Origin of the sequence: Sulfurospirillum multivorans DSM 12446 (assembly GCF_000568815.1) — a bacterium.
Lineage (GTDB): Bacteria > Campylobacterota > Campylobacteria > Campylobacterales > Sulfurospirillaceae > Sulfurospirillum > Sulfurospirillum multivorans.
In genome coordinates this window covers 1,261,659-1,285,446 of record NZ_CP007201.1, presented here as the reverse complement: position 1 = coordinate 1,285,446, position 23,788 = coordinate 1,261,659, and the positions used below count along the sequence as shown (strand labels likewise).

Here is a 23,788-nt window from a genome sequence, read left to right as displayed (position 1 = left end):
TTATCTTACTTCTTTCAACGCACCCAATTCTCAACATTCAACCCCTCAACCCTCTCAAACTCTTTCATATTATTGGTCACGAGCACCATATCAAGTGATTTTGCATGGGCGGCGATGAGCATATCTAAAGAACCGATGGGTTGTCCTTTTTTTTCTAAACTTGCCCTTAGTTTTCCATACTCCAAAGCTGCTTTATAATCATACTCAGCGACATCAAAAGGGATGAGGAAATGTTCAATGGCTTTGAGGTTTTTTTCGACAAATTGACTTTTATGCGCTCCATAAATCAACTCAGAAACCGTGATAGAAGAGAGGATGATGTCGCCTACATTGCATTTTTTGAGCTCGTCTAAGACACTTTGAGGTTTGTTTTTAATGATATAGATACAGATGTTGGTATCGAGCATTTTTTTCAAAACAGCTCCTCTCGCTCTTGTGTTGGTTGTCTTCTTTGCGCTAGAAAGTCATCTGAAAAGTTACCCAGAGTATCGAACATTTTTTCCCAAACACTTTTATCGTTTTTAGGGAATATCAAAATGGCACCATCTATTTTTTTGATGATAACCTCTTGTTGATGTTCAAACCGATACTCCTTGGGAAGGCGTATAGCTTGACTTTGACCATTTTGAAATAGTTTTGCTGTAGAAGTCATTGTAGCTCCTTAGTATATATTTAAAAGTATATACTTAAACTCTCGGAAAGTCAAATTATTCGTTTTAAAGGCTCTTTTTAAACCGTTTGACGGCAATCGTTATAAAAAGGATACCTAGCCCCAAAAGGGCTAGAAAATTCTCAATAACATCAAAAAAATCAGCCCCTCGCAAAACAATGCCGCGCATGATGTCGATAAAATAGGTTGCAGGAACAATGTAACTCACCAGATAAATAATAAAGGGCATACCTTCTCGTGGAAACATAAAACCAGAAAGTAAAATAGCAGGAAGCATCGTTAAAAAAGCGTATTGAATCGCTTGCATCTGATTTTCTGCTTTCGTAGAAATCAACATGCCAAGACCTAACATACAAAAGATATACACTAAGCTCATCGCCAAAAGTAAAATAATGCTCCCAGATATTGGCACTCCAAATAAAAATCGCATGAGTAAAAGTACGACGATGACTTGAACAAAAGCGATGATATTAAAAGGAGCAATTTTTCCCAGTATCAACCCTAATGGCTCAACGGGAGTCACAAATATCTGCTCAAGTGTGCCTCTCTCTTTTTCTTTGACGATGGAAAGTGAAGTTAAAATAACGGTGGTAATATTGAGGATAACTGCGATGAGTCCTGGAACCATAAAATTAGCCGTTTTAGAGTCTGGATTAAAAAGCATTTGTGTTCGCACATCAATGCTTTTTGGTGGCACTTCTATATTTTGCATGTTAAGATTGAGATTGAATCCTATCAAAGAAGCCGCTTGTTGTGCTTGTGAAGCGACACTAGAATCACTTCCATCTATCATGACGAGTAAACTTCCGCTTCTTCCTGCAAAAATTTCTCTCGAATAATTCTCAGGAATAACAATCCCCACTTTGATGTCACCCTTAACGATGTCACGAACCAACTCTTCTTTGCTACTCACCTCTTTGACAACTTTAAAATAACCACTGTTATCAAAAGCCCATAAAAGTTCACTACTTTTTTGACTTCTATCCAGATTGAGTGTTGCTGTTTTGATGTCACTGACAGTGGTGTTAATCGCATAACCAAAAATCAAAAGTTGCATAATAGGAATCAAAAAAATAAAGATAAGCGTTCCTCTATCACGGCTTATCTGCTTACTCTCTTTATAAAAAATGGCTTTAAAACCTCGTATCATTGTTCATTTTCCTTTTTGGTCAAAGCCACAAAAACATCTTCAAGGGAGGACTCTATCTCTCTTATCTCTTCACAAACGACACCACTTTTCTCAAGGAGTGCAACAATCTGCTCTTTTTTGACTTCGCGTTGACACAAAACATGTACCCCTCGCCCAAAAATGGTCGCCTCTTGCATAAAGTCACATTTTTTCAATATCTCAAGTGCTTTGGCAATGGGAGTGGCATTAATCTCCATTCGGATATAGCCATCAACCTTAACACTCGGATGGTTTCTTAGTTCTAAAAGCGTTCCATTGGCGATAAGTTTTCCTCGGTAAATATACCCCAAACTCCCACATCGCTCTGCTTCATCCATGTAATGCGTCGTCACAAAAAAAGTAATGCCATTTGCGGCATATTCAAAAAATATATCCCATAACTCTCGCCTTGCCACAGGGTCAATGCCTGCTGTTGGTTCATCCAAAAAAAGTACTTTTGGCTCATGGATAATGGCGCACGCAAATGCTAATCTCTGTTTCCACCCACCACTTAAATTGCCAGCTAAGCGCTCTTTATACAAAACAAGGTTTAATTTTTCGAGTAAAAAATCTATTCTTTTTTCCAAAACATCTGGAATTAACCCATAAATAGAGCCATAAAAATGCATATTTTCAAAAACCGTCAAATCTTCATAAAGGCTAAATTTTTGCGACATATAACCCACATTTTGCCGTATCGCTTCACCATCTTTGACCGTATCAAACCCCAAAACGCTAGCCTTGCCTCCGCTTGGAATCAATAGCCCACATAACATCTTGATAACCGTTGTTTTACCTGAGCCATTAGGCCCTAAAAATCCATAAATCTCGCCTTCTTTAACCTCAATCGTTAGACCATCAACTGCCTTAAATGTATCAAAAGTTTTCGTTAAATCGTGGGTTTCGATAACGCTCATGGCAGAGTAACTTCCACAAAAAGACCACTTTTTAAAACTTCATCATTGACCTTTGCTTTAATCGCAAAAAGTAAATTTTGTCGTTCATCTTTTGTAGAGATATTTTTAGGTGTAAATTCAGCATTTTGGGCGATAAAATAGACTTCTCCACCATATTTTTTATCACTCCCATCTATCTTTATCTCAACCTTTTGCCCAACCGACACCATGTGCAACTTAGTTTCAGGTATGTAAAATTTTGCATATTTCTGACTCTCTTCACTCACTTGGATAATGGGTTGATTTTTGGAAACCAAATCTCCCATCCGTACAGAAATTTTTTCAATTTTACCCGTACTTGTAGCCACTATTTTTGCTTCATCCAATTCCAAAAGAGCCAACGCATAATTGGCTTGCGCCTCATTCAAAACTTCATTAGCCATACTGATATCTTCCACCCTATAACCATTGGTGTACAACTCAAATTTCTTTTGACTTGCTTCAAATTGTGCTTTGGCTTGTAGAAAAATATTTTTTCGCTCTTCATATTCTTGAGGCGTAGTGGCTTTGTCTTTAAGGAGTTTTTCATATCTTTCATAATTTTTGCGGGCATTTTCCAAAGCAGCATTTTTGGTATTGACATCTGCTTTGGCTATGGCAATATCTTCTTTTTGATAGCCTGTTTTCATCTTTAAAACATTGACTTTTGCTTGTTCTAATTTTGCCTTGTAAAGTTCAACTTTTAAATGCTGCTCTTTGCTATCAAAAGCGATAATTTCTTCTCCAAGCTTTACAACATCACCCTCTTGTTTTAAAATCTTTTCTACTCTTCCTCCAGTTTTTGAGCCAAGATAACTATCTTTTGTCTCAATTTGCCCACTAAATATAGGTTTTTCTTGTTTATCAAAAAAAGTAAAGCCAGAAAAGGCTAACCCCAACACGATAAGAACAACAAAGGTTTTGAATTTCATCGGATTTCCTCTCAAAGGTCTCTTTAAAATTGTATCACTTTTTTGAACCAAAGTTCTAAGATAACTTCGATATAATTTTTCCAAAAAATAGGACTTGAATGCGTTGTGAAAAAATGAGCTCTTTTATCGTCATGGACATCGTAAAAGAGGCTGAGAAATTTGAAGATTGTATCCATTTTGAGATAGGTCAACCTGACCTTCCGCCCTCGCCTAAAGTTAAACAAGCCTTACATGTAAGCATTGATAACAACAAATTTTCCTACACCCAAAGTCATGGGTTGGTGGAACTGCGAGAAAAAATCGCCCAGCATTATCAAACGACTTATGGCGTATCTATAGACATCGACCAGATTTTCCTCACGCCTGGAACCAGTGGCGCATTTATGATAGCCTATGCTCTCACACTCAAACACGGTTCAACCTTGGGACTAAGCGACCCTTCCTATCCATGTTATAAAAACTTTGCTTACCTTATGGACATCGAGCCTTTGTTTATGCCTATTGGAAAAGAGGATGATTTTGAGTTACATGTAAAGCATTTGGAGCCTCATAAACTAGACGCTTTGCAGATTTCATCGCCTGCCAATCCCACGGGCAATATCTATAAAAGTGAGAATTTTAAAGCCTTAATCGAGTATTGTGAAAAAGAAAAAATCGCTTTTATCTCTGATGAACTCTACCACGGACTCACCTACGAAGACAAAGCCGACACCGCTTTACAATATGGCAAAAATGTCTTCGTCATCAATGGCTTTTCAAAATACTACTGTATGCCAGGTCAACGACTAGGTTGGGTCATCGTTCCCAAGGAGCAAATCCGCCACGCCGAAATCGTCGCCCAAAACCTCTTCATCTCTGCCCCGACACTCAGCCAATATGGCGCATTAGAAGCTTTTGATGATGCGTATCTAGCCACCATCAAACAAGAGTTCAAAGCCAGACGAGACTTTTTGTATGCTGAACTCTCCACACTTTTTGACATAGATGCCAAACCAGATGGCGCATTTTACCTTTGGGCAAATATCTCAAAATACAGCAACGACAGTTTTGCCTTTGCCAAAGAGCTTTTAGACACTTTACATGTAGCCACCACTCCAGGCATTGACTTTGGAAGCAATGGAACAGAACACTATTTGAGATTTGCATATACGAGGAGTATAGAGCATATGCGTGAGGGAGTTGAGAGACTTAGGAATTATTTATACACAAGGAAGAGCCTTTAGCTCTTCCTTGTGTGAGATTTTATTTGAACTTATCGACCATCAATTCTGCAGGATGAATCGCCTTGACTTTTGAGCCTGACTTATCCAAACCGCCTCGTAATTGAATCAAACAGCCTGGACACTCAGCGGAGACAAATTCTGCACCCGTTGCTTCAATGTTTTCAAGCTTTCGCTTAAGCATTTGCATCGAAATCTCAGGTTGTTTAATGGTATAAGAACCACCCATGCCACAACAAGTATCGCACTCATTCATCTCTTTGATTTCATATCCAGCGGCACTAAGCGCATCTCTTGGCTCTTTAGAAATGCCCACATGGCGTTTAGCATGACACGAATCATGGTAAGTCAAAGTATGAAGCTCTATGCCCTCTTTAGGTGTCAGACGTTTTTCTTTAATAAGTTTATCGACCAACTCGGTGAACATATAGGTTTTAGCCGCGACTTTATTCGCAGCAGGGATTAATGCTTCTCTATTTTGTTCTTTGAGTATCTTCGCCCACTCTTTTTTCAAAGCGGTCGTACAACTCGCACAACTGACCACAACATACTCAGGATTGCCCTCTAAAAGAGGTAAGATATTGCGTTCCGCGGCGTCTGCTGCCATGTCAAACGAACCACTTCCCCAATGAGGAATACCACAACATGACTGCTCCTCAGGAAAAAGCACTTCAATGCCCGCTTTGTTTAAAATCTTAACAATCGCCACGCCTGCATCGGGGTAAACAAAATCAAGCGCACAGCCAGCATAAAATGCCGCCTTTTCAGTACATTTTGGTTGCTTGATGGTTTTAAAAATATCACGAAATGGCACAGCTGCCACAGAAGGTAAACTTCGATACTCAGACAAACCTGAGAGGAACATAGGTAAATGCCTGATAAATCCTTCTTTCACGAAAGGCTTTTGCAACACAGAAGCCGTGCGAAGCATCGTGTGGAAAACTTTGCGGTTGTTAATAACTTGAAGCGCACTTTTATAGATAAATGGCAAACCCTCTTTTGTAGCGGCACGACGACGAATCTCTAAGATGAGGCCTGGAATATCAATTTTACCAGGGCATATCTCTTTACATTTATCACATCCGATGCACAAGGCTTGAATGTCTTCAGCGGATTTGAGTTCATTAAACCATGCCGTTAAAATCGTACCGATACCACCAGTATAGATGTCACCAAAAACATGTCCCGTTACCAGACGATACACAGGACACACATTCAAACAGGCGGCACAGCGAATGCACTGAAGCGCTTCTTTAAATTTTGGATCTTCTGCCATCTTTATACGGTTGTTGTCCATTAAAACGATATGCACCTCTTTCATCGAGCCATCATCGTTTTGAGTAGGTGCAGAGATAAAGGATACATAACTGGTTAAAAGTTGACTGGTTGCATTTCTAGGAAGGGCGGCTAAGATAGGTGCCGCGTCAGTGTAGTTAGGAACGAGTTTTTCAAGACCCACTAAGGCAACATGTACTTTTGGAAGTGTCGTCACCAAACGGGCATTACCTTCATTGGTACAGATGACGATGGAGCCAGTCTCTGCGATGGCGATGTTCGCACCTGAAATGCCCATATCGGCTTCAAAAAATTTCTCTCTTATCGCCGCTCTTGCCACTTTAACCAGTTTTTGGATGTCATTATCAAGCGGTTGTTTGGTCTCTTCAGCAAAAAGGTCTGAAATCTCTTCTTTCGTTAAGTGAAGTGCTGGCATAACCATGTGCGAAGGCGTTTGGTGTGCGAGTTGGCAGATCCACTCACCCAAATCAGTTTCATCCGATTGAATACCAAATTCATCAAGAAAATGGTTAAGATGGATCTCTTCAGTTGCCATAGACTTTGATTTTACGATTTTTTTGACACCTTTTTCTTTGCACAGATTGGCAATGTATTGCCTTGCTGCTTCAGCACTGCTAGCACGAAACACTTTAATGCCATTGGCTTCTGCATTTTTCTTAAAAGTATTGGCAAGTTCATCAAGACGACCTGCCGCGTCACCTTTAATGCCTGCGATTTTAGAACGCAGTGCTTCAAAATCGACACCTTCAAATGCTTTCGCTCTCGTTGCGGGGTAATTCCATCTATCTAAAATACCTGCAAGATTTTGATTTTCAAGGGCTTTGTGGATGGATGCTGACATATCTGCTTTCATTGTTGTACTCCTTCTAACTCTAAATCATCGACACACACAATCACCAAGCGCTCAGGGCCATGCACACCAATGGCAAGCACGCGTTCAATATCTGCTGTTTTACTCGCCCCTGTGATAAGCGTGATGTATTTGTCATCTTTTGGGTGCATTTTGGTCATCAATGCAGGAATATCCGCAATAATTTTACTAGTCGGAAGGATCGCCACATGAATCCACGCAAGTGCTGAAGCAAGGCGTTGTTCCACATCGGTAGAATCTTGCGCCATACTGCCCGTCTCTGCCAAACCCCATTTTAATTGAGTAATTCCTACTTTGGCACCTTTTGCCAATTCACGAGTGACATTAAAGCTAAGACCTGGAAATTTCTGCGCCATCGCTTCATTGTCAAATTGCTCTAAGATGGGACTTTTTGCCCAAACAGCATAAGAGCCTGACGCATCTTTAACCTCTTCTTTTTCGAGGAACTCTTCAATAAAACCAAGCGCCAAAGCTGTGGTCGCAAAACGCTTCACTTCGGTATTGCCCGATGTTTCAGCCCTCGCTTTAAAATTTTCAAACATAAGTGCGTCTCCTTTTTATATGAGCTAATTTTCTTTACATGTAAAGATAAAACTTAATCAAGTATAAATTATTATACTTAATACAAATATAGAACTATTCTAGCTTGGACGAATGACGAATGTATGAGATTTAGAAGATTATGAGAAGGAGAGAATGAGGGGTTTACTTTCTGTTACATGGGAGAAGAAGAACATATAAGATAGAGGAAAAAACCTAGGAACGATTAAACCGATTTAATTCATTCCTAGGTTTGGTTTATTTTGAGTAACAAGCTTTATCATCGTACGCAATGCCTCATTTACAGCTTTTGCATCGGGAAATACACTAGAGACATCATCATCAAGCTTAATGACATTGACACTTTTATGATACGCTTCTGCGTATTTTCCACGTACTCCCTTGCTAAAATCATATTCAGGCAACATCTCAGTTTTTGATTTCATTTTTGCTCCTCATAAGCTTTTTGCTCATTTTTAGTTGCTTTTCGTGCAGAAATAATACGAATCACATCGCTTTTTTCAATATGCACAACAACTAACGTATTGGCTTCAATAGATCGTCCTATTAAGATAAATCTATTCTCGTTTTTTGAATGCATTGGGTCTTCAATAACAATAGATAAAAAATCCCCAAATGCCGTACTCGCCTCTTCAAAAGAAATTCCATGTTTTTTGATGTTTGACAATGCTTTTTGATTGTCCCACTCAAATTTCATAGCTCTCCTTTGATTCGTATTAGAAAATTATAGCACAAATCACAGTGCGCTATGAAGGCATTTTGATACAAGAAGTATGTTATAATTTTTTAAATTCAGAAAAGACAATGAATGAGATATTTACGCGTTTACAACACTTTAATACGTATCGAAATGAAGTACAATATCAAAGAGTTTTACATATATTCTTTTTAAGGACAACCATGCGTAAAGACGTTGCTAAAAAAATAGTCGAAGTTTTGCCTGATAGTCTCAAAAATATTGCCAGTTATTTAAAAAACAACTTTGATAAATCTGGACAAGATACACTTGATAATGCTACAGGTACTATTGGCATTTTAATCAAACTCTTTGCACAAAGCTACGTCGATAAATACTTTGAAAACATGACAAAAGACAAACTAGCCAATTATGGCTCAGATATGTATCTTAAAGCCTCTTTTTGCCAGATTCAAAAATCACTTGAAATCATAACTGATAACACCCAACAAATGATAGATGCCAAGTCCATTGTTGCTCTCTTTGACGATACATTTAAATTAACAAAAAAAAGTTTTTCAACAGAGCATATCTTAACTATTTTTACACCACAATATCACCCTATCATCCAAATTGTTAAAGAAAAATTCATCTCATTATTAAAAGAGCTAAATTTTCAAGATAATGTCATAAAGGCATTTCAAAGACACTACAATGAAAACATTGCAAGCACTATCAAAGAGTCCTTTGGAGAAGATGATTACGCAAAACATATAAAAGACACACAAAAATATATATTGAATGAAAATGAAGCAAAACTCCTTAGTGATATATACAAACTGTGTCATATTGGTTTCAAAGACGATGAACAACTGAGCTATGAAGAGACATTTGCAGAGTGGAAGCCTATAGAAAAAGTAAACGCCAGTGACGATTCCTTTAGATATAGTAATGAGTATGAAAAATTTTTACAAAAAGAAAAAGCACTTACATTAGCAGAAAGCCTCGTAGATTCTTATTTTGAAAGTATCACTACTGACAATACCCTTTTAAATATTCTTTTTGCCATTGCAGATTTTGGGAAAGGTAAAACAATATTTTTAAGGCAATACGCTTCAAAACTTGCAAAACAGTATGTTGAAACAGGAGAAGGATATTTCCCAATTTATTTTAATCTGAGAAATTACGGCAGCTATTCGAGTAGTGCTACGCTAGGTATCATAGCTGATTATTTAGCAACGGATTATGGCATTAAAATTGAAGAGGACTCTTTCAAATATAAAAAATATATTTTTCTCATCGATTCATTAGATGAAAGTGGAGAGTTAACAAAACCTGCTATTGAGAAAGTAATTGAATCTATCAAATGTATCCAAAATCTTGACAAAGAAAAATGTCGATATAATCGTATTATTATTACATCACGTCCATTTTCTGATGGTTTGGAGTATCATCTCAGGGCACATAAGCCATACCAAATTAAGAACAAAGAAGGTACTGAAATTCCACAGTATATCTCGATTTATGGATTCAAAGCAGAACAATTTAACCATTGGCTACTAACATCATTAAAAAATTATCCCAAATTTCAAGAACTCACAACAACAGGTTTTGCAGAAGAACTTATTAAAAGTATTCAACAGAAAAAAAATACGATAGATATTCATCAAAAACTATTTAAAGATAAAACACTATCTGTAGAAGAGTTGAAAAGACCTATATTTTCCTATATGATTTTCCAGCTTATCATTAACAATGTTGATTTTTCTCATATCGGAAAAATTGGTATCTATCTCTCTTTTTTAAACCTACTTACGAAAGAAGCAAAACATATCAATGACAAGCATTATGAAACTAACTTAGAAGATGAAATCATCTATAGAAATATACTGCATGCCATTGCTTCACTATGGATGTACCAAAAAGAGCAAAGCCAACAAGGTGTCCTTAGAAAAAGCGATATTTGCAGGGTTTTAGATGGAAAAACTTCAAACGAATCCGATAGAGAGATTCTTGAGCGTTATAAAAAGGAAGGAGTAACGGAGATACAATTTTTATCGCACTCTTATTTTGGTGAACAAAAAGATTGCCTTCACTTTCAACATCAATCTTTCGCGGAAATCCTTTTAGCAGAATACTACCTCAAAGTTTTTATCAAATACGCGCTAGATAAAACACCCGATATTGACGAAGCACGTAGTAAACTGATGCTCGGAGAGCCAACGGATCAAACTGTTTCTTTTTTTAAAGAGTTAATTCGCTTACTTAAAGAGACGGTTTCAACAGAAATCACACCGATGGTTATTGAAAAAAGAAAACTACTTTTTCCGCTAATGGCATCTTTGGCACATGAAAAACATAACGTTTTGTTTAGCGATAAACTCTATTATAAATGGTTTGAGCCCATTGCAAACAATGACATAAAATCTTCAAGAATCTACCCCAAACAGATTCTTGAAAACTGGGCTATCGATGAAGATGCACTTGAAAAAATTATCGTTTTAGCAAAAGAAATTCTTGATGCAAAAACAACGATTCTCAGTGCTAAATCTTTACCTGCAAATGCTCTTTTCAATAATGAACTAACCGTTTTTCACAATAAATCATTAAGTGATATACCAACAGACATCGATAAATGGCTTTCCCTTGTGCTTGGAAATATTTTAGAAACAGATATAGTCAAAAAGCAATTTTTTAATTCAAGGCTGTCTAGCCCTGAAAATCTTTTTGAGATGATAAGAAATTGGAACTATTCTAAAAAATGGTCTGCTCCATTTTGGGCACATGAATATTTTAATGGTATGCAAATGAAAAATACGAATCAAATTGATTTACAATTTTTGAATTTTTCTAATATCAATTTTTCGCATTCCCACTTACAAAAGCTAGATATATCCAATGCTTTTGTAGAAAATGTCAAATTTAATCATTGTGAATTTGAAAATATCACATTAACTTCTAGTAACCTTATAAATGCAAAATTTGATAATATAAGTATTCTTGGTGAACGATTTCAAATTGGCTTTGCACAAATTGGATATGGTATTTTCATACCTAATACTTTAGCAAATTGCTTACTAAATATGAGTCGATATGAGGAAAATACAACGCGGTATTCCTCTTATATTCATTGTGGAAGTTTAACAATATTTTTAAATTCTAAAATTCGTACTTTTAAGATAATAAATGAAATTTTTAATACCTTAAGCGGTTTATTAGAATTTGGCCTTAAGAAAAATTACTTTACAATCGATGAAATTAAAAGTTGGTTTAAATACGAAAAAAAAGAGGATAAAGAAAAATTTGAAGCGCTGATTGATACATTAAATAAATGAACATCAACACCTTCAGAGCTTTTCGAAGCCAAAATTATCGACTCTTTTTTGCAGGGCAGTCTGTTTCGCTTATGGGTACATGGATGCAACGAACGGCTGTTTATTGGGTGATTTATGTGCAGACGAACTCTGCTTTTATCTTGGGGCTCAGTGTGTTTGCAAGCCAGTTTCCCTCTTTTTTATTCTCCCTTTTAGGTGGTGCTATCGCTGATCGGTACAATCGTTTTAAGGTGCTTCTTTTCACGCAGATTGCTTCGATGATTCAAGCCGTTGTAATGACATTGATCGTTTTTTTTACCGATTATTCGGTCGTGGAGCTGATCGTTCTAAGCGTCATACTAGGCATCATCAACGCGTTTGATGTGCCTGCACGTCAGTCTTTGATGCACGTGATGGTGAGCCAAAAAGAGGATGTGGGCAATGCGATTGCACTGAACTCTTCCATGGTCAATCTCGCACGCCTCATTGGTCCTGCTGTTGCGGGACTTATCCTTGAAAGTTTTGGCGCGGGCATCTGTTTTATGATCAATGCGTTCAGTTTTGTTGCTGTTATTGCCTCGTTGCTTCTGTTAAAATTGCCCGCGTATATCCCTCAAGCGCACACGCAAAAAGTCTTGAGCGATCTCAAAGATGGTCTGAACTACCTCAAATCCACCCCGACGCTTGGCGTGTTGGTTTTACTGCTCGCTTTGATGAGCTTGCTCGTACTTCCTTACACAACGCTGTTTCCAATCATCGCCAAAGAGACATTGGCGGGGGACGCGACGATTTATGGGTATTTGAACAGTTTTGTGGGGATTGGCGCACTCAGTGGCGCGCTTTTGCTTGCTTCGCTCAAAACCAGTAGTAACCTTAGAAAATTACTGATTCTTGCAAGCCTGCTTCTCGGTCTTGGGCTGGTCTGTTTTGCCCTTTCACACACTTTGGCGTTTGCGTTTTTCTTTTGCACGGTTGCAGGGTTTGGGATGATGCTTCAAACGACTATCATCAATACGCTTCTTCAAACCACCTCTTCAAGCGAAATGAGAGGACGTGTCATCAGCTATTTTGCGATGGCTTTTTTTGGCACGCAACCCATTGGCGCGCTCTTAATTGGTACGATTTCGCACTATTTTGGAGCGGCGGAGACCCTGCTGTTTGAGGGATGTGTTGCCCTTTTCATCATTGCACTTTTTTCACGCTACTTATGGAAAACAGCGCAAGGCGTCAAGCCATCATAACTAGGCTATAATGCTCTCATGAGACCACTTTACAAAGGCATAAGCATGAAAAATATTGATGAAGAGAAACGAATCGTTGTCTTAATAGATGCCGACAATGCGCAACAAAGCAAACTTGAACTTATTTTAGCCGAACTCTCAACACACGGACATATCATTGTTAAGCGCGCTTACGGTGACTGGTCGAGCAGTTACCTTAAAAACTGGAAAGAGAGCCTCAACGAGCTTGCGGTTCAGCCTATCCAACAGTTTGCCTACACCACAGGGAAAAATTCAACCGATGCTTCGATGATTATCGATGCAATGGATCTACTTTATACGCAAAAATTCGACGCCTTTGCACTTGTCTCAAGTGACAGTGACTTCACCAAACTGGCTTCGCGCCTGAAAGAGTCGGAGATTTACGTCTTTGGATTTGGCGAGCATAAAACGCCGATTTCATTTCGTAATGCCTGCGATGACTTTATTTTTACCGAAAACCTCAGCGTCAACACCGAGACACTTGAAGGAACACCGGAGCAAAAACCTTCCAAAGTCTCCAACGATGACCTCCTAAAAGAGCTTGCAAAAATTTTACATGTAGGATGGGAAAAGACCCAAGATGATGAAGGTTGGGCGAGCGTTTCAGCCGCAGGTGCGTACATCAAACGTCAGTCTCCTGACTTTGACCCACGCACATATGGCTCCAGTAAGATCACCTCACTTCTTGCGAAGCTTGGCGAACACTTTGAGATGAAACGCTACCCAGGCAAAGGAACCACGACCATTGTCGATTACCGTCCTGTTGCGAAAAAAGCTGCCACAACGACTAAAAGACGTCGCTAGTTTTTGCTCTCCAGTCCCAATGAGGGCGCAATCGCTCTCATTGCGGCAATCACATCGGTGATCAGCTCATCCAAACTCACGCCCAGCATATCCGCCCCTTTTTGAATGACTTCTCTGCTTGCACCTGCGGCAAAAGCTTTGTCTTTAAACTTCTTTTTCGCCGATGAGAGCTCCAAATCCATGACCGATTTGCTTGGCCTAACCAGCCCACACGCGGTGATAAGCCCTGTGAGTTCATCCACAGCATAAAGGGTTTTCTCCATCGCACTGAGCGGCTCTACATCCGAGCAGATACCCCACCCATGAGAGACAATAGCGCGTATAATCTCCTCGCTATAGCCTTTTTCACGCATAATTTCTGCGGTTTTTGTACAGTGAAGCTCAGGGTATTTTTCATAGTCCAGATCGTGCAAAAGCCCGACAATTCCCCATTTTTCCTCATCTTCGCCCGCTTTTCGTGCAAAATAACGCATCGTTCCCTCAACGGCTAATCCATGGGTTGTGAGTGCCGCGCCATTATAGGCTTTCAACAAGGCAAACGCCTCTTCTCGTGTTGGCATTTCTATCCTTTACATGTAAATAAACCATTTTACCGTTTTACATGTAAAGATTCAAAATAAAGCCCGTAATACAGAGAATATTGTGTTACAATACCAACTTTAAAACAATCTTTACTGATTGAATTAATATTAATAAGAATCTATAAACTAAAGAGACTCTTTATGATAGATAATAATATTAACGTTTATCGTATCAATGCAGGTTCCTGTAATGGCTGTGATGTCGAGCTTTTGGCGAGCATCCTTGTTCCAAAATTTGGCTTTGACACGCTTCATTGCACCTACACCAACACTCCTGAAGAGGCAAATATTGTCATCGTCACGGGTTCCATCACCACGCGATCCAAACCTTTCTTAGAAGCCACGCTCAAACGGCTGCCCGATGAAAAAGTGGTCGTAGCCATGGGAATATGCCCGATCACGGGGGGCGTATTTCGCGATAGTTACTCTATAGAGGGACCACTGGATCGCTTTGTGAATGTCGATGTCAACATTGCTGGATGTCCACCCTCGCCTCAAACTATTGTCGATGGACTCATTAAAGCCTGTGCGCTTTGGAAAGAGAAGGTGAGCGCATGAATGCCTACAAAGGAAAAATCACGTTTGATAAAGAGCAATGCGTTCTGTGCCAAACCTGTGCGTTTGTCTGCCCAGCTGGTGCGATCAACATCTCGTGTGTTGAGCCACACAAAAGCTACGACTTCATCATCTGGCATAACACCTGTACCGTGTGTGGTAACTGTACCTACTTCTGCCCAACGGGTGCGATCACGCTCAGCAACACGCTGGCTGAAGCGACACCGCAAAGTGAAAAATACACCTCCATCACCGCCAATATGGTCGAATATACGCAGTGCCCCCACTGCCATGAACCGATGATAAACGTTCCTCTAACGATGCTTAAACGTGGGTTTAAAAACGTGAGTCAACCTATTACCGCTCTGTTTAAACTCTGCCCAAAATGCAGGCGTGAGCATACTTTCAAACAAAGAGTCCTCTAAATGAAATCTTTACATGTAAAACTCAATGACGTTCTTGGTGCCTTAAAATTGGGGTGCCATTTTGACGCTCAGGGTGATAGCCTTTGGTGCGAAATAGACGATAAAGCCCTGCTTTTAAGCCTTGCAGAAATCCTTCAAACCATGAATGCTCGGGTCTGTATGATCACTGCGTACCAGAAAGTTGAGGCACATGAACTGGTCTATCACTTCGACCTTGATGGCATTATGATCAATGTCAAACTGCACATCACGGACAAGAGTGTGCCCTCCATCACGCCACTGTTTAAAAGTGCGGACTGGACGGAGAGGGAACTTTCTGAAATCTACGGTATTGCTATCCTCAATCACCCCAATCCCAAACGCCTTTTTCTTGATGAAGCGATTAAAGAGGATGTTCTTAAAGAGTATTATTCGCTCTCCTCAGCGATGAATGGCAAAGTCAGCCAAGCACTGTGGAACCGCGTCAAAGCAGAAGAAGGAGTCCTTCATGGATAACACCAAAGTCATTTTAGGACCGTTTGATGTGGCACTTGAAGAACCCATCTATTTTAAAATCGAACCCAATCGTGATGGCAAAACGATCAAAACGGTTGATATGATCAATGGATTTGTTCACCGTGGCATCGAGTCTATCGTGCTTCAACGAAATTTTTTGCAAAATCTTATCATCACCGAAAAAGTGTGTGCGCTCTGCTCCAACAACCACCCGTTTACTTACTGCATGGCAGTGGAGAAAATCGCAGGACTGAGCCTGCCTGAGCGCGCTCTTTACCTTCGCGTCGTTGCTGATGAGATCAAGCGCATTGCAAGCCATCTTTTTAATCTTGGCATGCTCAGCCATCTCATTCACAATAAAGCGTTGATGACCCAGTTTTTAGAGACACGTGAGGATTTTCAAGACCTGAAAGAGCTGATTTGGGGCAATCGCATGGACTTAAGCGCCAACACGATTGGTGGCGTAAAATTTGATCTGGATGCTAAACTGATCGCTTCCATCAAAACGACACTGGATAAAAATAGAAGCAAGATCGAATCGTTTATCGCTCTGTTTGAAACGGATAACACGCTTATTTCCAGACTTTCTGGTGTGGGCGTTTTGAGCTATGAAGATGCTCTGAGACTGGGCGTTGTAGGCCCTGTGGCACGCGCAAGTGGTGTGAACAATGATGTGCGAAAACGCTCCCCGTATGCTGCGTATGACAAACTTTCTTTTGATGTCGTACTTCAAAAAGATGGCGATGTGCTCTCCCGCGCCAAAGTAAGACTGTATGAAATTTTAGAGTCCATGAAACTGCTTCATCAAGCACTGGATGCCCTGCCCAAAGGCGATATTGTGCTTCCCACACGCACGCTCATTCCAGAAGGCGAAGCCATCTCTCGCACCGAAGCGCCGCGTGGTGAGCTTGTCTATTACCTCAAAACCAATGGCAGTCAAAAGCCTGAGCGGATGAAGTGGCGCGTGCCGACCTATATGAACTGGGAAGCGCTCAAAGTGATGATGCCCAACAATAGCATTGACGATGTTGCCCTCATTTTTAACAGCATCGATCCTTGTATCTCCTGTACCGAGCGTTAAGATGAGACATCGATTTATTTTAGCCGATAGCACCAAATGTGTGGGGTGTTTGAGTTGTGAGTTGGCGTGTGCTGCTAGTTACCAAGGCATTGCCTTTGAGGAAGCCTATACGACCAAAGTGCCGCTGATTTCACGGAATCGTGTTGTCAAAGTGGAAACCAAAACGGCGCCACTTCAGTGTATGCACTGCGAAGATGCCCCGTGTGCGATTATTTGTCCGCATGGCGTCATTGAGCGGATGGATGGGTTTATCAAACTGCATGAAGAAGCCTGTGTCGGGTGCGGATGCTGCTCACTCGTCTGTCCTTATGGCGCGATTAGCATGATTCAAAAAGAAGATCGACGCGTTGCGGTGAAATGCAATCTCTGCTTTAGCCATCCCGAAGGGCCTTCGTGCGTGCGCGTCTGCACCACCGATGCGATTCGTCTGGTCGATTACGATACGTTTGAAACGCTTATGGCAGCCAAAGGCTAAGGGTTATGCACGAGTATTCCATCGTCGCTTCACTCATTGATTTGTGTGAAAAAGAGGCGAAAAAACACGATGCCAAGGCGATTAAACGCCTTGAAATTCGTGTGGGAAGACTCAGTGGCATTGAAATTCATTTTTTGGAACAGTGTTTTGATACCTTTAAAGAAGAGACCATTTGTCACGATGCAACGCTCGTTGTTGAGCTGTGCGAAGTGGTGCTGTTGTGTACCTCGTGTCATGAACAAAGTGTCGTGAGTGAGAACCATTTTATCTGTCCCAAATGTCACAGCGAGGACGTCTCCATGATAGGTGGGCAAGAGTTACATGTAAAAAGTATAGAGATCATTGAGGATGTAAGATGAGAAGTTACAAGACGATCGAAAAAGCGTACCCGAAAAAACGCCCTGCAGAGGAACGTGTTGAGGATTATTACCCGATTTATCATAACTTTGAAGAGAGCGAAGCCAAGGCGCAAGCGAGTCGTTGTTTGCAATGCCCCATCGATCTTTTGCGTGGACTTGAGAGTGAGTTTACGTTTTGTCGCACAGGCTGTCCGCTCAATAACAACATTCCTAGGTGGCTTAAAAAAACCTATGAGCATGACTATTTAAGCGCGTTTGAACTCTCCAATGCACGCTCACCTTTTCCTGAAATTCTGGGTCGCGTCTGCCCTAAAAAAGGGCTTTGCGAGAGTTCGTGTACGCTAGAGAAAACAGAGTACCATGCCGTTTCCATCGGCAATGTCGAAGTCTTTTTAAATGAAAAAGCGTACGAACAAGGCGCCATTCCCGATTACGGTCAAGCGGAAGGTCGAAAGTTCAAAGTCGCCGTTGTGGGCAGTGGCCCTGCGAGTCTGAGCTGTGCGACATTTTTGCTTCGCTCCAACATCGAAGTCGAGCTGTATGAGAGAGAAAACCGTGTCGGCGGACTTTTGATGTACGGCATTCCGAACTTCAAACTGCCCAAAAGTGTCATCTTACGACGTTTTGAGTGGATGAAAGAAGCGGGCATGAAAGTGCACCTGAGCACTGAAGTGGGAAAAGATGTGAGCCTCAGCGAGCTTCAAGAGAAATTTGATGCTGTCTTTTTAGGTCTAGGTGTGCCCAAAGGTCGTAGTGCCGACATGGAAAACGAAGATGCGAACGGCGTGCATCAAGTCATGACACTGCTGACTCAAACACAAAAAAACCTTTTCGATCATGCACTCCAAAAATCAGTGTTACGCAACAAACACGTTGTTGTCATTGGCGGTGGAGACTCCGCGATGGACGCACTTCGTACCGCCATTCGTCATAAAGCCAAAAGTGTGACGTGTGTCTACCGCAGGGGCGAAGAGAGCATGCCTGGAAGTCGCGGCGAGGTCATTAATGCCAAAGAAGAAGGGGTACAGTTTATCTTTAATGCCCTGCCCAAAAAAGCGTTGGTGGACGATGAACATCGTGTCATTGGGCTTGAGATCATGGAAACCTATACCGATGAGAACAAGCGCCTGCAAACCAAACCACACAGTGTTCAAACCCTGCCAGCCGATAGCATCATCCTAGCGCTTGGTTTTGAAGCCAAACATTTTAGCTTTTACGATGAGTTAAATCTCGCCGTGGGTCGCTCAAATACGCTTATCGTCGATGAAAATAAAGAGACAAGCCATCCCTTCATCTTCGCAGGTGGCGATGTGGTCAGAGGTGCCAACTTGGTTGTCAATGCCGCGTTAGATGGCAGAACGGCTGCTGTGGCGATTGCTCGAAAATTGGGCGTTGTTGAGGATCAGAAGCTTTACATGTAAAGCACATTTACTAAAAAAAGGTACAATATTCCTCATTTTAGCTCAGAGGATTGGTGGATGCTTCTTTTTTCCTTAGGCCTGATTTTAGGCCTTGTTTTACTGGTATGGAGTGCCGATAAATTTGTCGATGGTGCAACCTCACTTGCCATGCATCTTGGAATGCCAACCTTACTTATTGGTATCTTAATTGTTGGATTTGGAACCAGTGCTCCTGAAATTGCCGTCTCTTCTATTGCCGCACTGAATGATACACCTGCCCTTGCTATGGGAAATGCCCTAGGTTCCAATACGGCGAATATTGGTCTTATTTTAGGAATCAGTGCGTTGATTGCCCCTATTTCTTTACATTCCAATGTGATGAAAAAAAATATTTTACTCTCTTTGTTTATTAGCCTACTTGCAGGTTATATGCTTTTTAATGCATCCCTAAGCTTTAGTGAAGGCGTAGTGCTTTTAGTTGCCTTATTTAGTTTTATTGGCTGGACCATTAGAGGTGGGCTTAAAACACGCAAAGATAGTCTAATCAATGAGATGGAAGATGAAATAAGTCACAAAACCATGAGCCTGACGATGAGTATTCTTTTGCTTGTCCTTGGATTATTCCTCCTTGTGGGAAGTTCTCAACTGCTTGTGTGGGGAGCAGTAGGCATTGCCACGATACTGGGTGTGAGCGATTTGATTATTGGGCTCACCATCGTTGCGCTTGGCACCTCCTTGCCAGAACTTGCTACATCCATTGCAGCCGTTAAAAAAGGTGAATCTGATATTGCTATTGGAAACGTTGTGGGTTCCAATATTTTTAATATTTTAGCCGTGATGGGAGTTGCGAGTGTTATTGCTCCTAATGGTGCGCTTGAACCTGAGATTTTTTACCGAGATTGGAGTGTCATGTTTGCCATGACATTAGCACTTTTTCTTATGGCATACGGTGGCAAACGTGAAAATAACAGAATTGGCATTGAAAAAGGCGCTATTTTACTCTTAGGTTATGGTGCTTACACAATCTATTTAGCCATGGGCGCTATTGCTCTTTAACAGTTACATGTAACGATATTTAATGCAAAATATTGCATAAAGAGGTACTAGGAACTGCATGTGTGACGTGCACCCTTATTTTAGGAAATTTGGCGAAAAATTGATCGCATGTTGGCAGTAAAATCTTTTATATGGGTACTTTCGTAACGAATGAAGCGATCTTCCCATTTGCCCTCCAAAAGACACCACAATCGTCCAAATAAGAGTATAGTGAACGTGATAAGTAGCATTTTTTATTTTGTGCATTTTAATCTCTGCGTGTCACTTCACATGTATCTACTCAACCAACGATAGACCCAAAAGGAAAGCCCATGAACGACAAAGAACTTTATCAACAAAAAAAACAGACCCAACTCAATGAGTGGAAAACGGGGATGATTCAGTTTCGTACCCAAGCGTTTGCGGCACGTACGCATCTGCAACTCGAATTAAACAAACACGTTAAATTACTTGAAGGCAAACTGGAAGAGGGAAAAATCAGACTGGCGGAATTGGTCAAAATGACCGGCAGCAGTTTTGAATCTGCCAAGAAAAATTTTGAAATTATGTGGGATAGCATCATCATTGCGTTTGCGGACACTGCGACCAAATTTAAATCACTTTCTTAAACAAAAAGAAGAGAGTAACGCTCTCTTCTTAACGCTTTACATGTAAAAATTTTTGCATGGATTAAAGCGTTGTAAGAGCCATACTCTCTTGGGTGCCAATCGGAAAATCTATCGTGATACGAGCACCACCTTCGATATTTTTACCGCAAATCGTTCCTTTAAAATGCTTCTCAATAATCGTCTTTGCCATATAAAGTCCAAGCCCTGTTCCAGTGATGCCTTTGCTGGAGATGTAAGGCTCAAACATCACTTTGATGATGTCATCGGAGATGCTTCCGCCATTGTCCGAAACCGTGAAACGGTAGATGGATTTAAGCGGTCTGTATTCACACAAAATGGTGATCTTTCCATCCTCTTTTTGTTGCTCGAAAATCGCATCTTTCGAGTTTGAAACGATGGAGAGCAGCACTTGAACCAGCTCACTTCCATAGATGAAAAACTTCTTCTCATCACCCAGTATGATGTCCAGTTCAATTTTGTACATCTTTAAAATCGGATCGGCTAAAGAGCGCAATTGCTCACAGATCGTTGAAGCGGTGTGCCACTCTTTTTTAACCTCTGGTTTGAAAAAATTCTTAAAATCTTCGATGGTGTTGGAGAGATAACTCACATTGCGATCCACAACGCTGATGTCGGTTAAAAGCTCTTCATCCCTCGAGACAGCATTGAGAGCTGAGAGGCGAACTTTGTTCACAACCATGCCGATGATCGAGAGCGGTTGGCGCCATTGGTGGGCTATCATGCTGAGCATCTCACCGATGATGGCAGAACGCGCTTGGATGATGATGAGCTCCTCTGAGGCTTGATAGCGCTTGACCGCTTCTTCCACTTTGGTGTTAAGCGTTGAATTGAGTGCGCCTAATTCCAAAGCGGTTTGCTTGCCAATGTGTAAAAGTGCATCAAACGTCTCCGAGTAGCGATGATGCCGTTGCGGCACTTTGGATGGAATGATTTGAATCTGTTTTATGTTCTCTTTTGGGGTTGTCTTCCCTTCTTTGAGCCCAAAAATTGTCATCGTTTCGTTGAGCAAAAAGTTGCATTTATGATCTGAATCGTGAAAAAACTCGCCATAGGTAAAAAATCCTGTCGAAGGTGCGATGGAAGCAAGCCCTTCAAAATCATTGCGGGCATCTTCACCTAGGAAGTTTTTGCGCGTCATGCAGGAGAAAATCATCACTTTTTCAGGAGCAAACTCTGCTAAATTAGAGATAATTTCCCTCGCATCCGCCAAAATGGCATCAATGTCACCAAATCCAAACTGGACGATCTCACCCTCGGCAATATTGCCCGCGAAAACCACCGAGCCATCGCTATTGAGACGAATCGGTGCGCGACCAATTAAATGTCCCTCTTTGTAATACACAAAAGGAAATTCGATGCCACCAAGGGGAAGTTTTTGGGCAAGGGCGGAACCTAAATACTTACGGTAAAGTTCCAGTACAGAGATGTTATCGACCGTGTAGATGCAGTTTTTATCGGCACGGGTAACGGTGAACTTAGGGCCCATCGGCGCCCAGTTAAAGCTTTTGGTGTGGTACACTTCGAGTGTGTCACTGATGAGATAGCCCACCACGATGGAGTGGGAATGAACCTCTGTGTCACAAAAGACAAAACTCTCTTCATACCGTCCATTATCTCCCGCAAGTCCACCTGCCACAACTAAATCGGGTGCAATAGAGTTCACGCCATCCATCAAATGATCGCCATTGGTGACAATGCCATCCGCAACGATAATCGCCACTTTAGCACCCAGTTTTATCCCTTCATGCGCGATCATTTGTCCTGATTTGAAGGAGTCTTGGTCGCACGGGAAAAGCTCGATGTGCAAGTTTGTGCTCTCAAACGTTGTAAGGGAGAGCACAAACGAGTGTATCATTACCTCGGTTTCAAAGATCTCTCCATCGGTGGTAGAACCCATAATGGAGGCTTGGGGCAGGAGCGTTTTGATGCTGGTAAGAATCTCTTTATTGATCGCTTGATCATCAATACCTGAGTAACACATGACAAAAATATTGGGAGCGGAACTTAGCTCTTTGAGTTCAATAAATAGGGCAAAATCTTCGTGCGATATAAAACGATAGGTGTATATTTTCATGGAGTTAATTCCTCGAGCACAATAGAATATCCCGTCGTGCTGTGTGTGACGATAGCATCACTACCAATTTTATTTCGGACTCTGTTGATCAACGTCTTAACAGCGCTATTTGCAATGGATTCAAACTCCCACAAATAGCTCTCAATGACGCTTTTACTTAAAATCGTATGCTGGTTTTTAATCAGCAAACAGAGCAGTGCAAGCTCTTTTTGGGTCACATTGATGATTTTGCGACTCGCCGTTTCATACAGCACCTCATCGCACAGATCAAACGAAGTACCGCCTTTGATCGTATAGGTTTTAACTGAGCGCTTTTCGATAAGCTCAACCGTGCGTTGCAAGGTTTCAAAAAGCTCTTCCAACGAGACAGGTTTGATGAGATACGCATCCAAACCCAAAGGAACCGCCGCATGTAAAAAATCTTTTTCAAAACACGCGGTTAAGAAGATAGCCGAGATCGAAGAGCGTTCACTTCGAATTTTTTTAATAAACTCAATGCCATTGGTCTTTGGCATGTACAAATCGGTGATAATAATATCAATGGGATTGTCTTCAATGATGGCATACGCTTCTTTCACGGAAGCGACGGAATAAACCTTTAAAAAGTATTGTTTTAGAATGGAAGTCAGATACTCCAAAAACTCTTCTTCATCATCGACACATAAAACCGTGTATCGGTTGCAGCAGGACATGACACCTAGATCTAACATCGTGTATCCTTTACAATGGTGAATTTGGATTTACTTTACTATAGCAAAGTATTGATTCTTTTCTCGCATGGGTACGCCCAAGCCCTACGCAGACACCTCAAACTAAAAATAACTGAAAAATAACCCAGAGGAATTACAATGATTTGTGTGTGAAGAAAAGGGTTTAAGGCTCAAATCTTAAATCCTAAACCCCAACTTCTGTGCTTAATACAAGCTTATCGATCCCTTTACATGTAAGG

General features: G+C 40.9%; 25 protein-coding genes. 13 read left to right on the top strand and 12 right to left on the bottom strand.

What is annotated here, in order from left to right:
• Window positions 1–14 precede the first annotated feature (14 nt).
• The 5 genes from vapC to SMUL_RS06560 all read right to left on the bottom strand — a co-directional run bounded on the left by vapC (window position 15) and on the right by SMUL_RS06560 (window position 3,789).
• Window positions 15–407, bottom strand: coding sequence for a type II toxin-antitoxin system tRNA(fMet)-specific endonuclease VapC (gene vapC / locus SMUL_RS06580; RefSeq protein ID WP_038533910.1), 393 nt, complete (start codon window positions 405–407; stop codon window positions 15–17).
• 5 nt (window positions 408–412) lie between these two features.
• The gene (locus tag SMUL_RS06575) at window positions 413–652 is read right to left on the bottom strand and encodes an antitoxin (protein WP_025344462.1); all 240 of its coding nucleotides are present in this window, start codon (window positions 650–652) and stop codon (window positions 413–415) included.
• Window positions 653–716: 64 nt separating this feature from the next.
• Window positions 717–1,820, bottom strand: a complete 1,104-nt coding sequence (locus SMUL_RS06570; protein WP_025344461.1) for an ABC transporter permease — start codon at window positions 1,818–1,820, stop codon at window positions 717–719.
• Window positions 1,817–2,755 (bottom strand): ABC transporter ATP-binding protein, encoded by a 939-nt coding sequence (locus SMUL_RS06565; protein ID WP_025344460.1) that lies wholly within the window; start codon window positions 2,753–2,755, stop codon window positions 1,817–1,819. Before SMUL_RS06565 ends, SMUL_RS06570 begins: the two co-directional genes overlap by 4 nt.
• Window positions 2,752–3,789: an HlyD family secretion protein gene (locus tag SMUL_RS06560; protein WP_148295274.1), complete on the bottom strand. Its 1,038-nt coding sequence runs from the start codon at window positions 3,787–3,789 to the stop codon at window positions 2,752–2,754. The genes SMUL_RS06565 and SMUL_RS06560 overlap by 4 nt, the downstream gene beginning before the upstream one ends.
• Window positions 3,790–3,803: 14 nt before the next feature.
• Here SMUL_RS06560 and SMUL_RS06555 point away from each other — a divergent pair, with 14 nt between their 5' ends.
• On the top strand, window positions 3,804–4,928 hold the full coding sequence (locus SMUL_RS06555; RefSeq protein ID WP_025344458.1) for an aminotransferase class I/II-fold pyridoxal phosphate-dependent enzyme: 1,125 nt from the start codon (window positions 3,804–3,806) through the stop codon (window positions 4,926–4,928).
• A 19-nt stretch (window positions 4,929–4,947) separates the two neighbouring features.
• Here the strand turns inward: SMUL_RS06555 and ldhH are convergent, their stop codons facing one another.
• The 4 genes from ldhH to SMUL_RS06535 form a co-directional block, all read right to left on the bottom strand.
• Window positions 4,948–7,074: an L-lactate dehydrogenase (quinone) large subunit LdhH gene (ldhH, locus tag SMUL_RS06550; protein WP_025344457.1), complete on the bottom strand. Its 2,127-nt coding sequence runs from the start codon at window positions 7,072–7,074 to the stop codon at window positions 4,948–4,950.
• Window positions 7,071–7,634 carry a LutC/YkgG family protein gene (locus SMUL_RS06545; RefSeq protein ID WP_025344456.1) on the bottom strand — a complete coding sequence of 188 codons (564 nt, stop codon included), beginning with the start codon at window positions 7,632–7,634 and terminating at the stop codon, window positions 7,071–7,073. The genes ldhH and SMUL_RS06545 overlap by 4 nt, the downstream gene beginning before the upstream one ends.
• 234 nt (window positions 7,635–7,868) lie before the next feature.
• Window positions 7,869–8,078: a hypothetical protein gene (locus SMUL_RS06540; protein WP_025344455.1), complete on the bottom strand. Its 210-nt coding sequence runs from the start codon at window positions 8,076–8,078 to the stop codon at window positions 7,869–7,871.
• Complete coding sequence (locus SMUL_RS06535) at window positions 8,075–8,350, bottom strand: BrnT family toxin (protein ID WP_025344454.1); 276 nt, start codon at window positions 8,348–8,350, stop codon at window positions 8,075–8,077. The genes SMUL_RS06540 and SMUL_RS06535 overlap by 4 nt, the downstream gene beginning before the upstream one ends.
• Before the next feature lie 203 nt (window positions 8,351–8,553).
• Between SMUL_RS06535 and SMUL_RS06530 the strand changes: the two genes are divergently transcribed.
• From SMUL_RS06530 to SMUL_RS06520, 3 genes are read left to right on the top strand one after another with little or no spacing between them, the layout of a single operon-like run.
• Window positions 8,554–11,664 (top strand): NACHT domain-containing protein, encoded by a 3,111-nt coding sequence (locus SMUL_RS06530; RefSeq protein ID WP_025344453.1) that lies wholly within the window; start codon window positions 8,554–8,556, stop codon window positions 11,662–11,664.
• The gene (locus tag SMUL_RS06525) at window positions 11,661–12,884 is read left to right on the top strand and encodes an MFS transporter (protein WP_025344452.1); all 1,224 of its coding nucleotides are present in this window, start codon (window positions 11,661–11,663) and stop codon (window positions 12,882–12,884) included. The genes SMUL_RS06530 and SMUL_RS06525 overlap by 4 nt, the downstream gene beginning before the upstream one ends.
• Window positions 12,885–12,929: 45 nt before the next feature.
• Window positions 12,930–13,709: an NYN domain-containing protein gene (locus tag SMUL_RS06520; protein ID WP_025344451.1), complete on the top strand. Its 780-nt coding sequence runs from the start codon at window positions 12,930–12,932 to the stop codon at window positions 13,707–13,709.
• Here SMUL_RS06520 and SMUL_RS06515 read toward each other — a convergent pair.
• Window positions 13,706–14,269 carry an HDIG domain-containing metalloprotein gene (locus SMUL_RS06515; protein WP_038533129.1) on the bottom strand — a complete coding sequence of 188 codons (564 nt, stop codon included), beginning with the start codon at window positions 14,267–14,269 and terminating at the stop codon, window positions 13,706–13,708. The genes SMUL_RS06520 and SMUL_RS06515 overlap by 4 nt on opposite strands.
• Window positions 14,270–14,431: 162 nt before the next feature.
• Between SMUL_RS06515 and SMUL_RS06510 the strand changes: the two genes are divergently transcribed.
• The 9 genes from SMUL_RS06510 (at window position 14,432) to SMUL_RS06470 (ending at window position 20,744) form a co-directional block, all read left to right on the top strand.
• Window positions 14,432–14,848 (top strand): NADH-quinone oxidoreductase subunit B family protein, encoded by a 417-nt coding sequence (locus tag SMUL_RS06510; protein ID WP_025344449.1) that lies wholly within the window; start codon window positions 14,432–14,434, stop codon window positions 14,846–14,848.
• Entirely contained in the window at window positions 14,845–15,270 is a 426-nt protein-coding gene (locus SMUL_RS06505) for a 4Fe-4S binding protein (RefSeq protein WP_025344448.1), read from the top strand. Before SMUL_RS06510 ends, SMUL_RS06505 begins: the two co-directional genes overlap by 4 nt.
• Window positions 15,271–15,765: an NADH-quinone oxidoreductase subunit C gene (locus tag SMUL_RS06500; RefSeq protein WP_025344447.1), complete on the top strand. Its 495-nt coding sequence runs from the start codon at window positions 15,271–15,273 to the stop codon at window positions 15,763–15,765.
• Window positions 15,758–16,846 carry a hydrogenase large subunit gene (locus tag SMUL_RS06495; protein WP_025344446.1) on the top strand — a complete coding sequence of 363 codons (1,089 nt, stop codon included), beginning with the start codon at window positions 15,758–15,760 and terminating at the stop codon, window positions 16,844–16,846. Before SMUL_RS06500 ends, SMUL_RS06495 begins: the two co-directional genes overlap by 8 nt.
• A 1-nt stretch (window position 16,847) precedes the next feature.
• Complete coding sequence (locus SMUL_RS06490; protein WP_025344445.1) at window positions 16,848–17,321, top strand: 4Fe-4S dicluster domain-containing protein; 474 nt, start codon at window positions 16,848–16,850, stop codon at window positions 17,319–17,321.
• A gap of 5 nt (window positions 17,322–17,326) precedes the next feature.
• The gene (gene hypA, locus SMUL_RS06485; RefSeq protein ID WP_025344444.1) at window positions 17,327–17,680 is read left to right on the top strand and encodes a hydrogenase maturation nickel metallochaperone HypA; all 354 of its coding nucleotides are present in this window, start codon (window positions 17,327–17,329) and stop codon (window positions 17,678–17,680) included.
• Window positions 17,677–19,101: a glutamate synthase subunit beta gene (locus tag SMUL_RS06480; protein WP_025344443.1), complete on the top strand. Its 1,425-nt coding sequence runs from the start codon at window positions 17,677–17,679 to the stop codon at window positions 19,099–19,101. The genes hypA and SMUL_RS06480 overlap by 4 nt, the downstream gene beginning before the upstream one ends.
• Before the next feature lie 57 nt (window positions 19,102–19,158).
• Window positions 19,159–20,136: a calcium/sodium antiporter gene (locus tag SMUL_RS06475; protein ID WP_025344442.1), complete on the top strand. Its 978-nt coding sequence runs from the start codon at window positions 19,159–19,161 to the stop codon at window positions 20,134–20,136.
• 311 nt (window positions 20,137–20,447) lie between these two features.
• Window positions 20,448–20,744 carry a sll1863 family stress response protein gene (locus SMUL_RS06470; protein ID WP_025344441.1) on the top strand — a complete coding sequence of 99 codons (297 nt, stop codon included), beginning with the start codon at window positions 20,448–20,450 and terminating at the stop codon, window positions 20,742–20,744.
• Between the two features lie 61 nt (window positions 20,745–20,805).
• Here SMUL_RS06470 and SMUL_RS06465 read toward each other — a convergent pair whose 3' ends face one another.
• Together SMUL_RS06465 and SMUL_RS06460 are read right to left on the bottom strand one after the other, a co-directional pair.
• Window positions 20,806–22,839 carry an FIST N-terminal domain-containing protein gene (locus SMUL_RS06465; protein ID WP_025344440.1) on the bottom strand — a complete coding sequence of 678 codons (2,034 nt, stop codon included), beginning with the start codon at window positions 22,837–22,839 and terminating at the stop codon, window positions 20,806–20,808.
• Window positions 22,836–23,549 (bottom strand): response regulator transcription factor, encoded by a 714-nt coding sequence (locus tag SMUL_RS06460; protein ID WP_025344439.1) that lies wholly within the window; start codon window positions 23,547–23,549, stop codon window positions 22,836–22,838. Before SMUL_RS06460 ends, SMUL_RS06465 begins: the two co-directional genes overlap by 4 nt.
• Between the last annotated feature and the right edge of the window lie 239 nt (window positions 23,550–23,788).

Coding starts and splice junctions, on each gene's coding strand:
- vapC (WP_038533910.1), bottom strand. CDS start 407: ATGCTCGATACCAACATCTGTATCTATATCATTAAAAACAAACCTCAA.
- SMUL_RS06575 (WP_025344462.1), bottom strand. CDS start 652: ATGACTTCTACAGCAAAACTATTTCAAAATGGTCAAAGTCAAGCTATA.
- SMUL_RS06570 (WP_025344461.1), bottom strand. CDS start 1,820: ATGATACGAGGTTTTAAAGCCATTTTTTATAAAGAGAGTAAGCAGATA.
- SMUL_RS06565 (WP_025344460.1), bottom strand. CDS start 2,755: ATGAGCGTTATCGAAACCCACGATTTAACGAAAACTTTTGATACATTT.
- SMUL_RS06555 (WP_025344458.1), top strand. CDS start 3,804: ATGCGTTGTGAAAAAATGAGCTCTTTTATCGTCATGGACATCGTAAAA.
- ldhH (WP_025344457.1), bottom strand. CDS start 7,074: ATGAAAGCAGATATGTCAGCATCCATCCACAAAGCCCTTGAAAATCAA.
- SMUL_RS06545 (WP_025344456.1), bottom strand. CDS start 7,634: ATGTTTGAAAATTTTAAAGCGAGGGCTGAAACATCGGGCAATACCGAA.
- SMUL_RS06540 (WP_025344455.1), bottom strand. CDS start 8,078: ATGAAATCAAAAACTGAGATGTTGCCTGAATATGATTTTAGCAAGGGA.
- SMUL_RS06535 (WP_025344454.1), bottom strand. CDS start 8,350: ATGAAATTTGAGTGGGACAATCAAAAAGCATTGTCAAACATCAAAAAA.
- SMUL_RS06530 (WP_025344453.1), top strand. CDS start 8,554: ATGCGTAAAGACGTTGCTAAAAAAATAGTCGAAGTTTTGCCTGATAGT.
- SMUL_RS06525 (WP_025344452.1), top strand. CDS start 11,661: ATGAACATCAACACCTTCAGAGCTTTTCGAAGCCAAAATTATCGACTC.
- SMUL_RS06520 (WP_025344451.1), top strand. CDS start 12,930: ATGAAAAATATTGATGAAGAGAAACGAATCGTTGTCTTAATAGATGCC.
- SMUL_RS06515 (WP_038533129.1), bottom strand. CDS start 14,269: ATGCCAACACGAGAAGAGGCGTTTGCCTTGTTGAAAGCCTATAATGGC.
- SMUL_RS06510 (WP_025344449.1), top strand. CDS start 14,432: ATGATAGATAATAATATTAACGTTTATCGTATCAATGCAGGTTCCTGT.
- SMUL_RS06505 (WP_025344448.1), top strand. CDS start 14,845: ATGAATGCCTACAAAGGAAAAATCACGTTTGATAAAGAGCAATGCGTT.
- SMUL_RS06500 (WP_025344447.1), top strand. CDS start 15,271: ATGAAATCTTTACATGTAAAACTCAATGACGTTCTTGGTGCCTTAAAA.
- SMUL_RS06495 (WP_025344446.1), top strand. CDS start 15,758: ATGGATAACACCAAAGTCATTTTAGGACCGTTTGATGTGGCACTTGAA.
- SMUL_RS06490 (WP_025344445.1), top strand. CDS start 16,848: ATGAGACATCGATTTATTTTAGCCGATAGCACCAAATGTGTGGGGTGT.
- hypA (WP_025344444.1), top strand. CDS start 17,327: ATGCACGAGTATTCCATCGTCGCTTCACTCATTGATTTGTGTGAAAAA.
- SMUL_RS06480 (WP_025344443.1), top strand. CDS start 17,677: ATGAGAAGTTACAAGACGATCGAAAAAGCGTACCCGAAAAAACGCCCT.
- SMUL_RS06475 (WP_025344442.1), top strand. CDS start 19,159: ATGCTTCTTTTTTCCTTAGGCCTGATTTTAGGCCTTGTTTTACTGGTA.
- SMUL_RS06470 (WP_025344441.1), top strand. CDS start 20,448: ATGAACGACAAAGAACTTTATCAACAAAAAAAACAGACCCAACTCAAT.
- SMUL_RS06465 (WP_025344440.1), bottom strand. CDS start 22,839: ATGAAAATATACACCTATCGTTTTATATCGCACGAAGATTTTGCCCTA.
- SMUL_RS06460 (WP_025344439.1), bottom strand. CDS start 23,549: ATGTTAGATCTAGGTGTCATGTCCTGCTGCAACCGATACACGGTTTTA.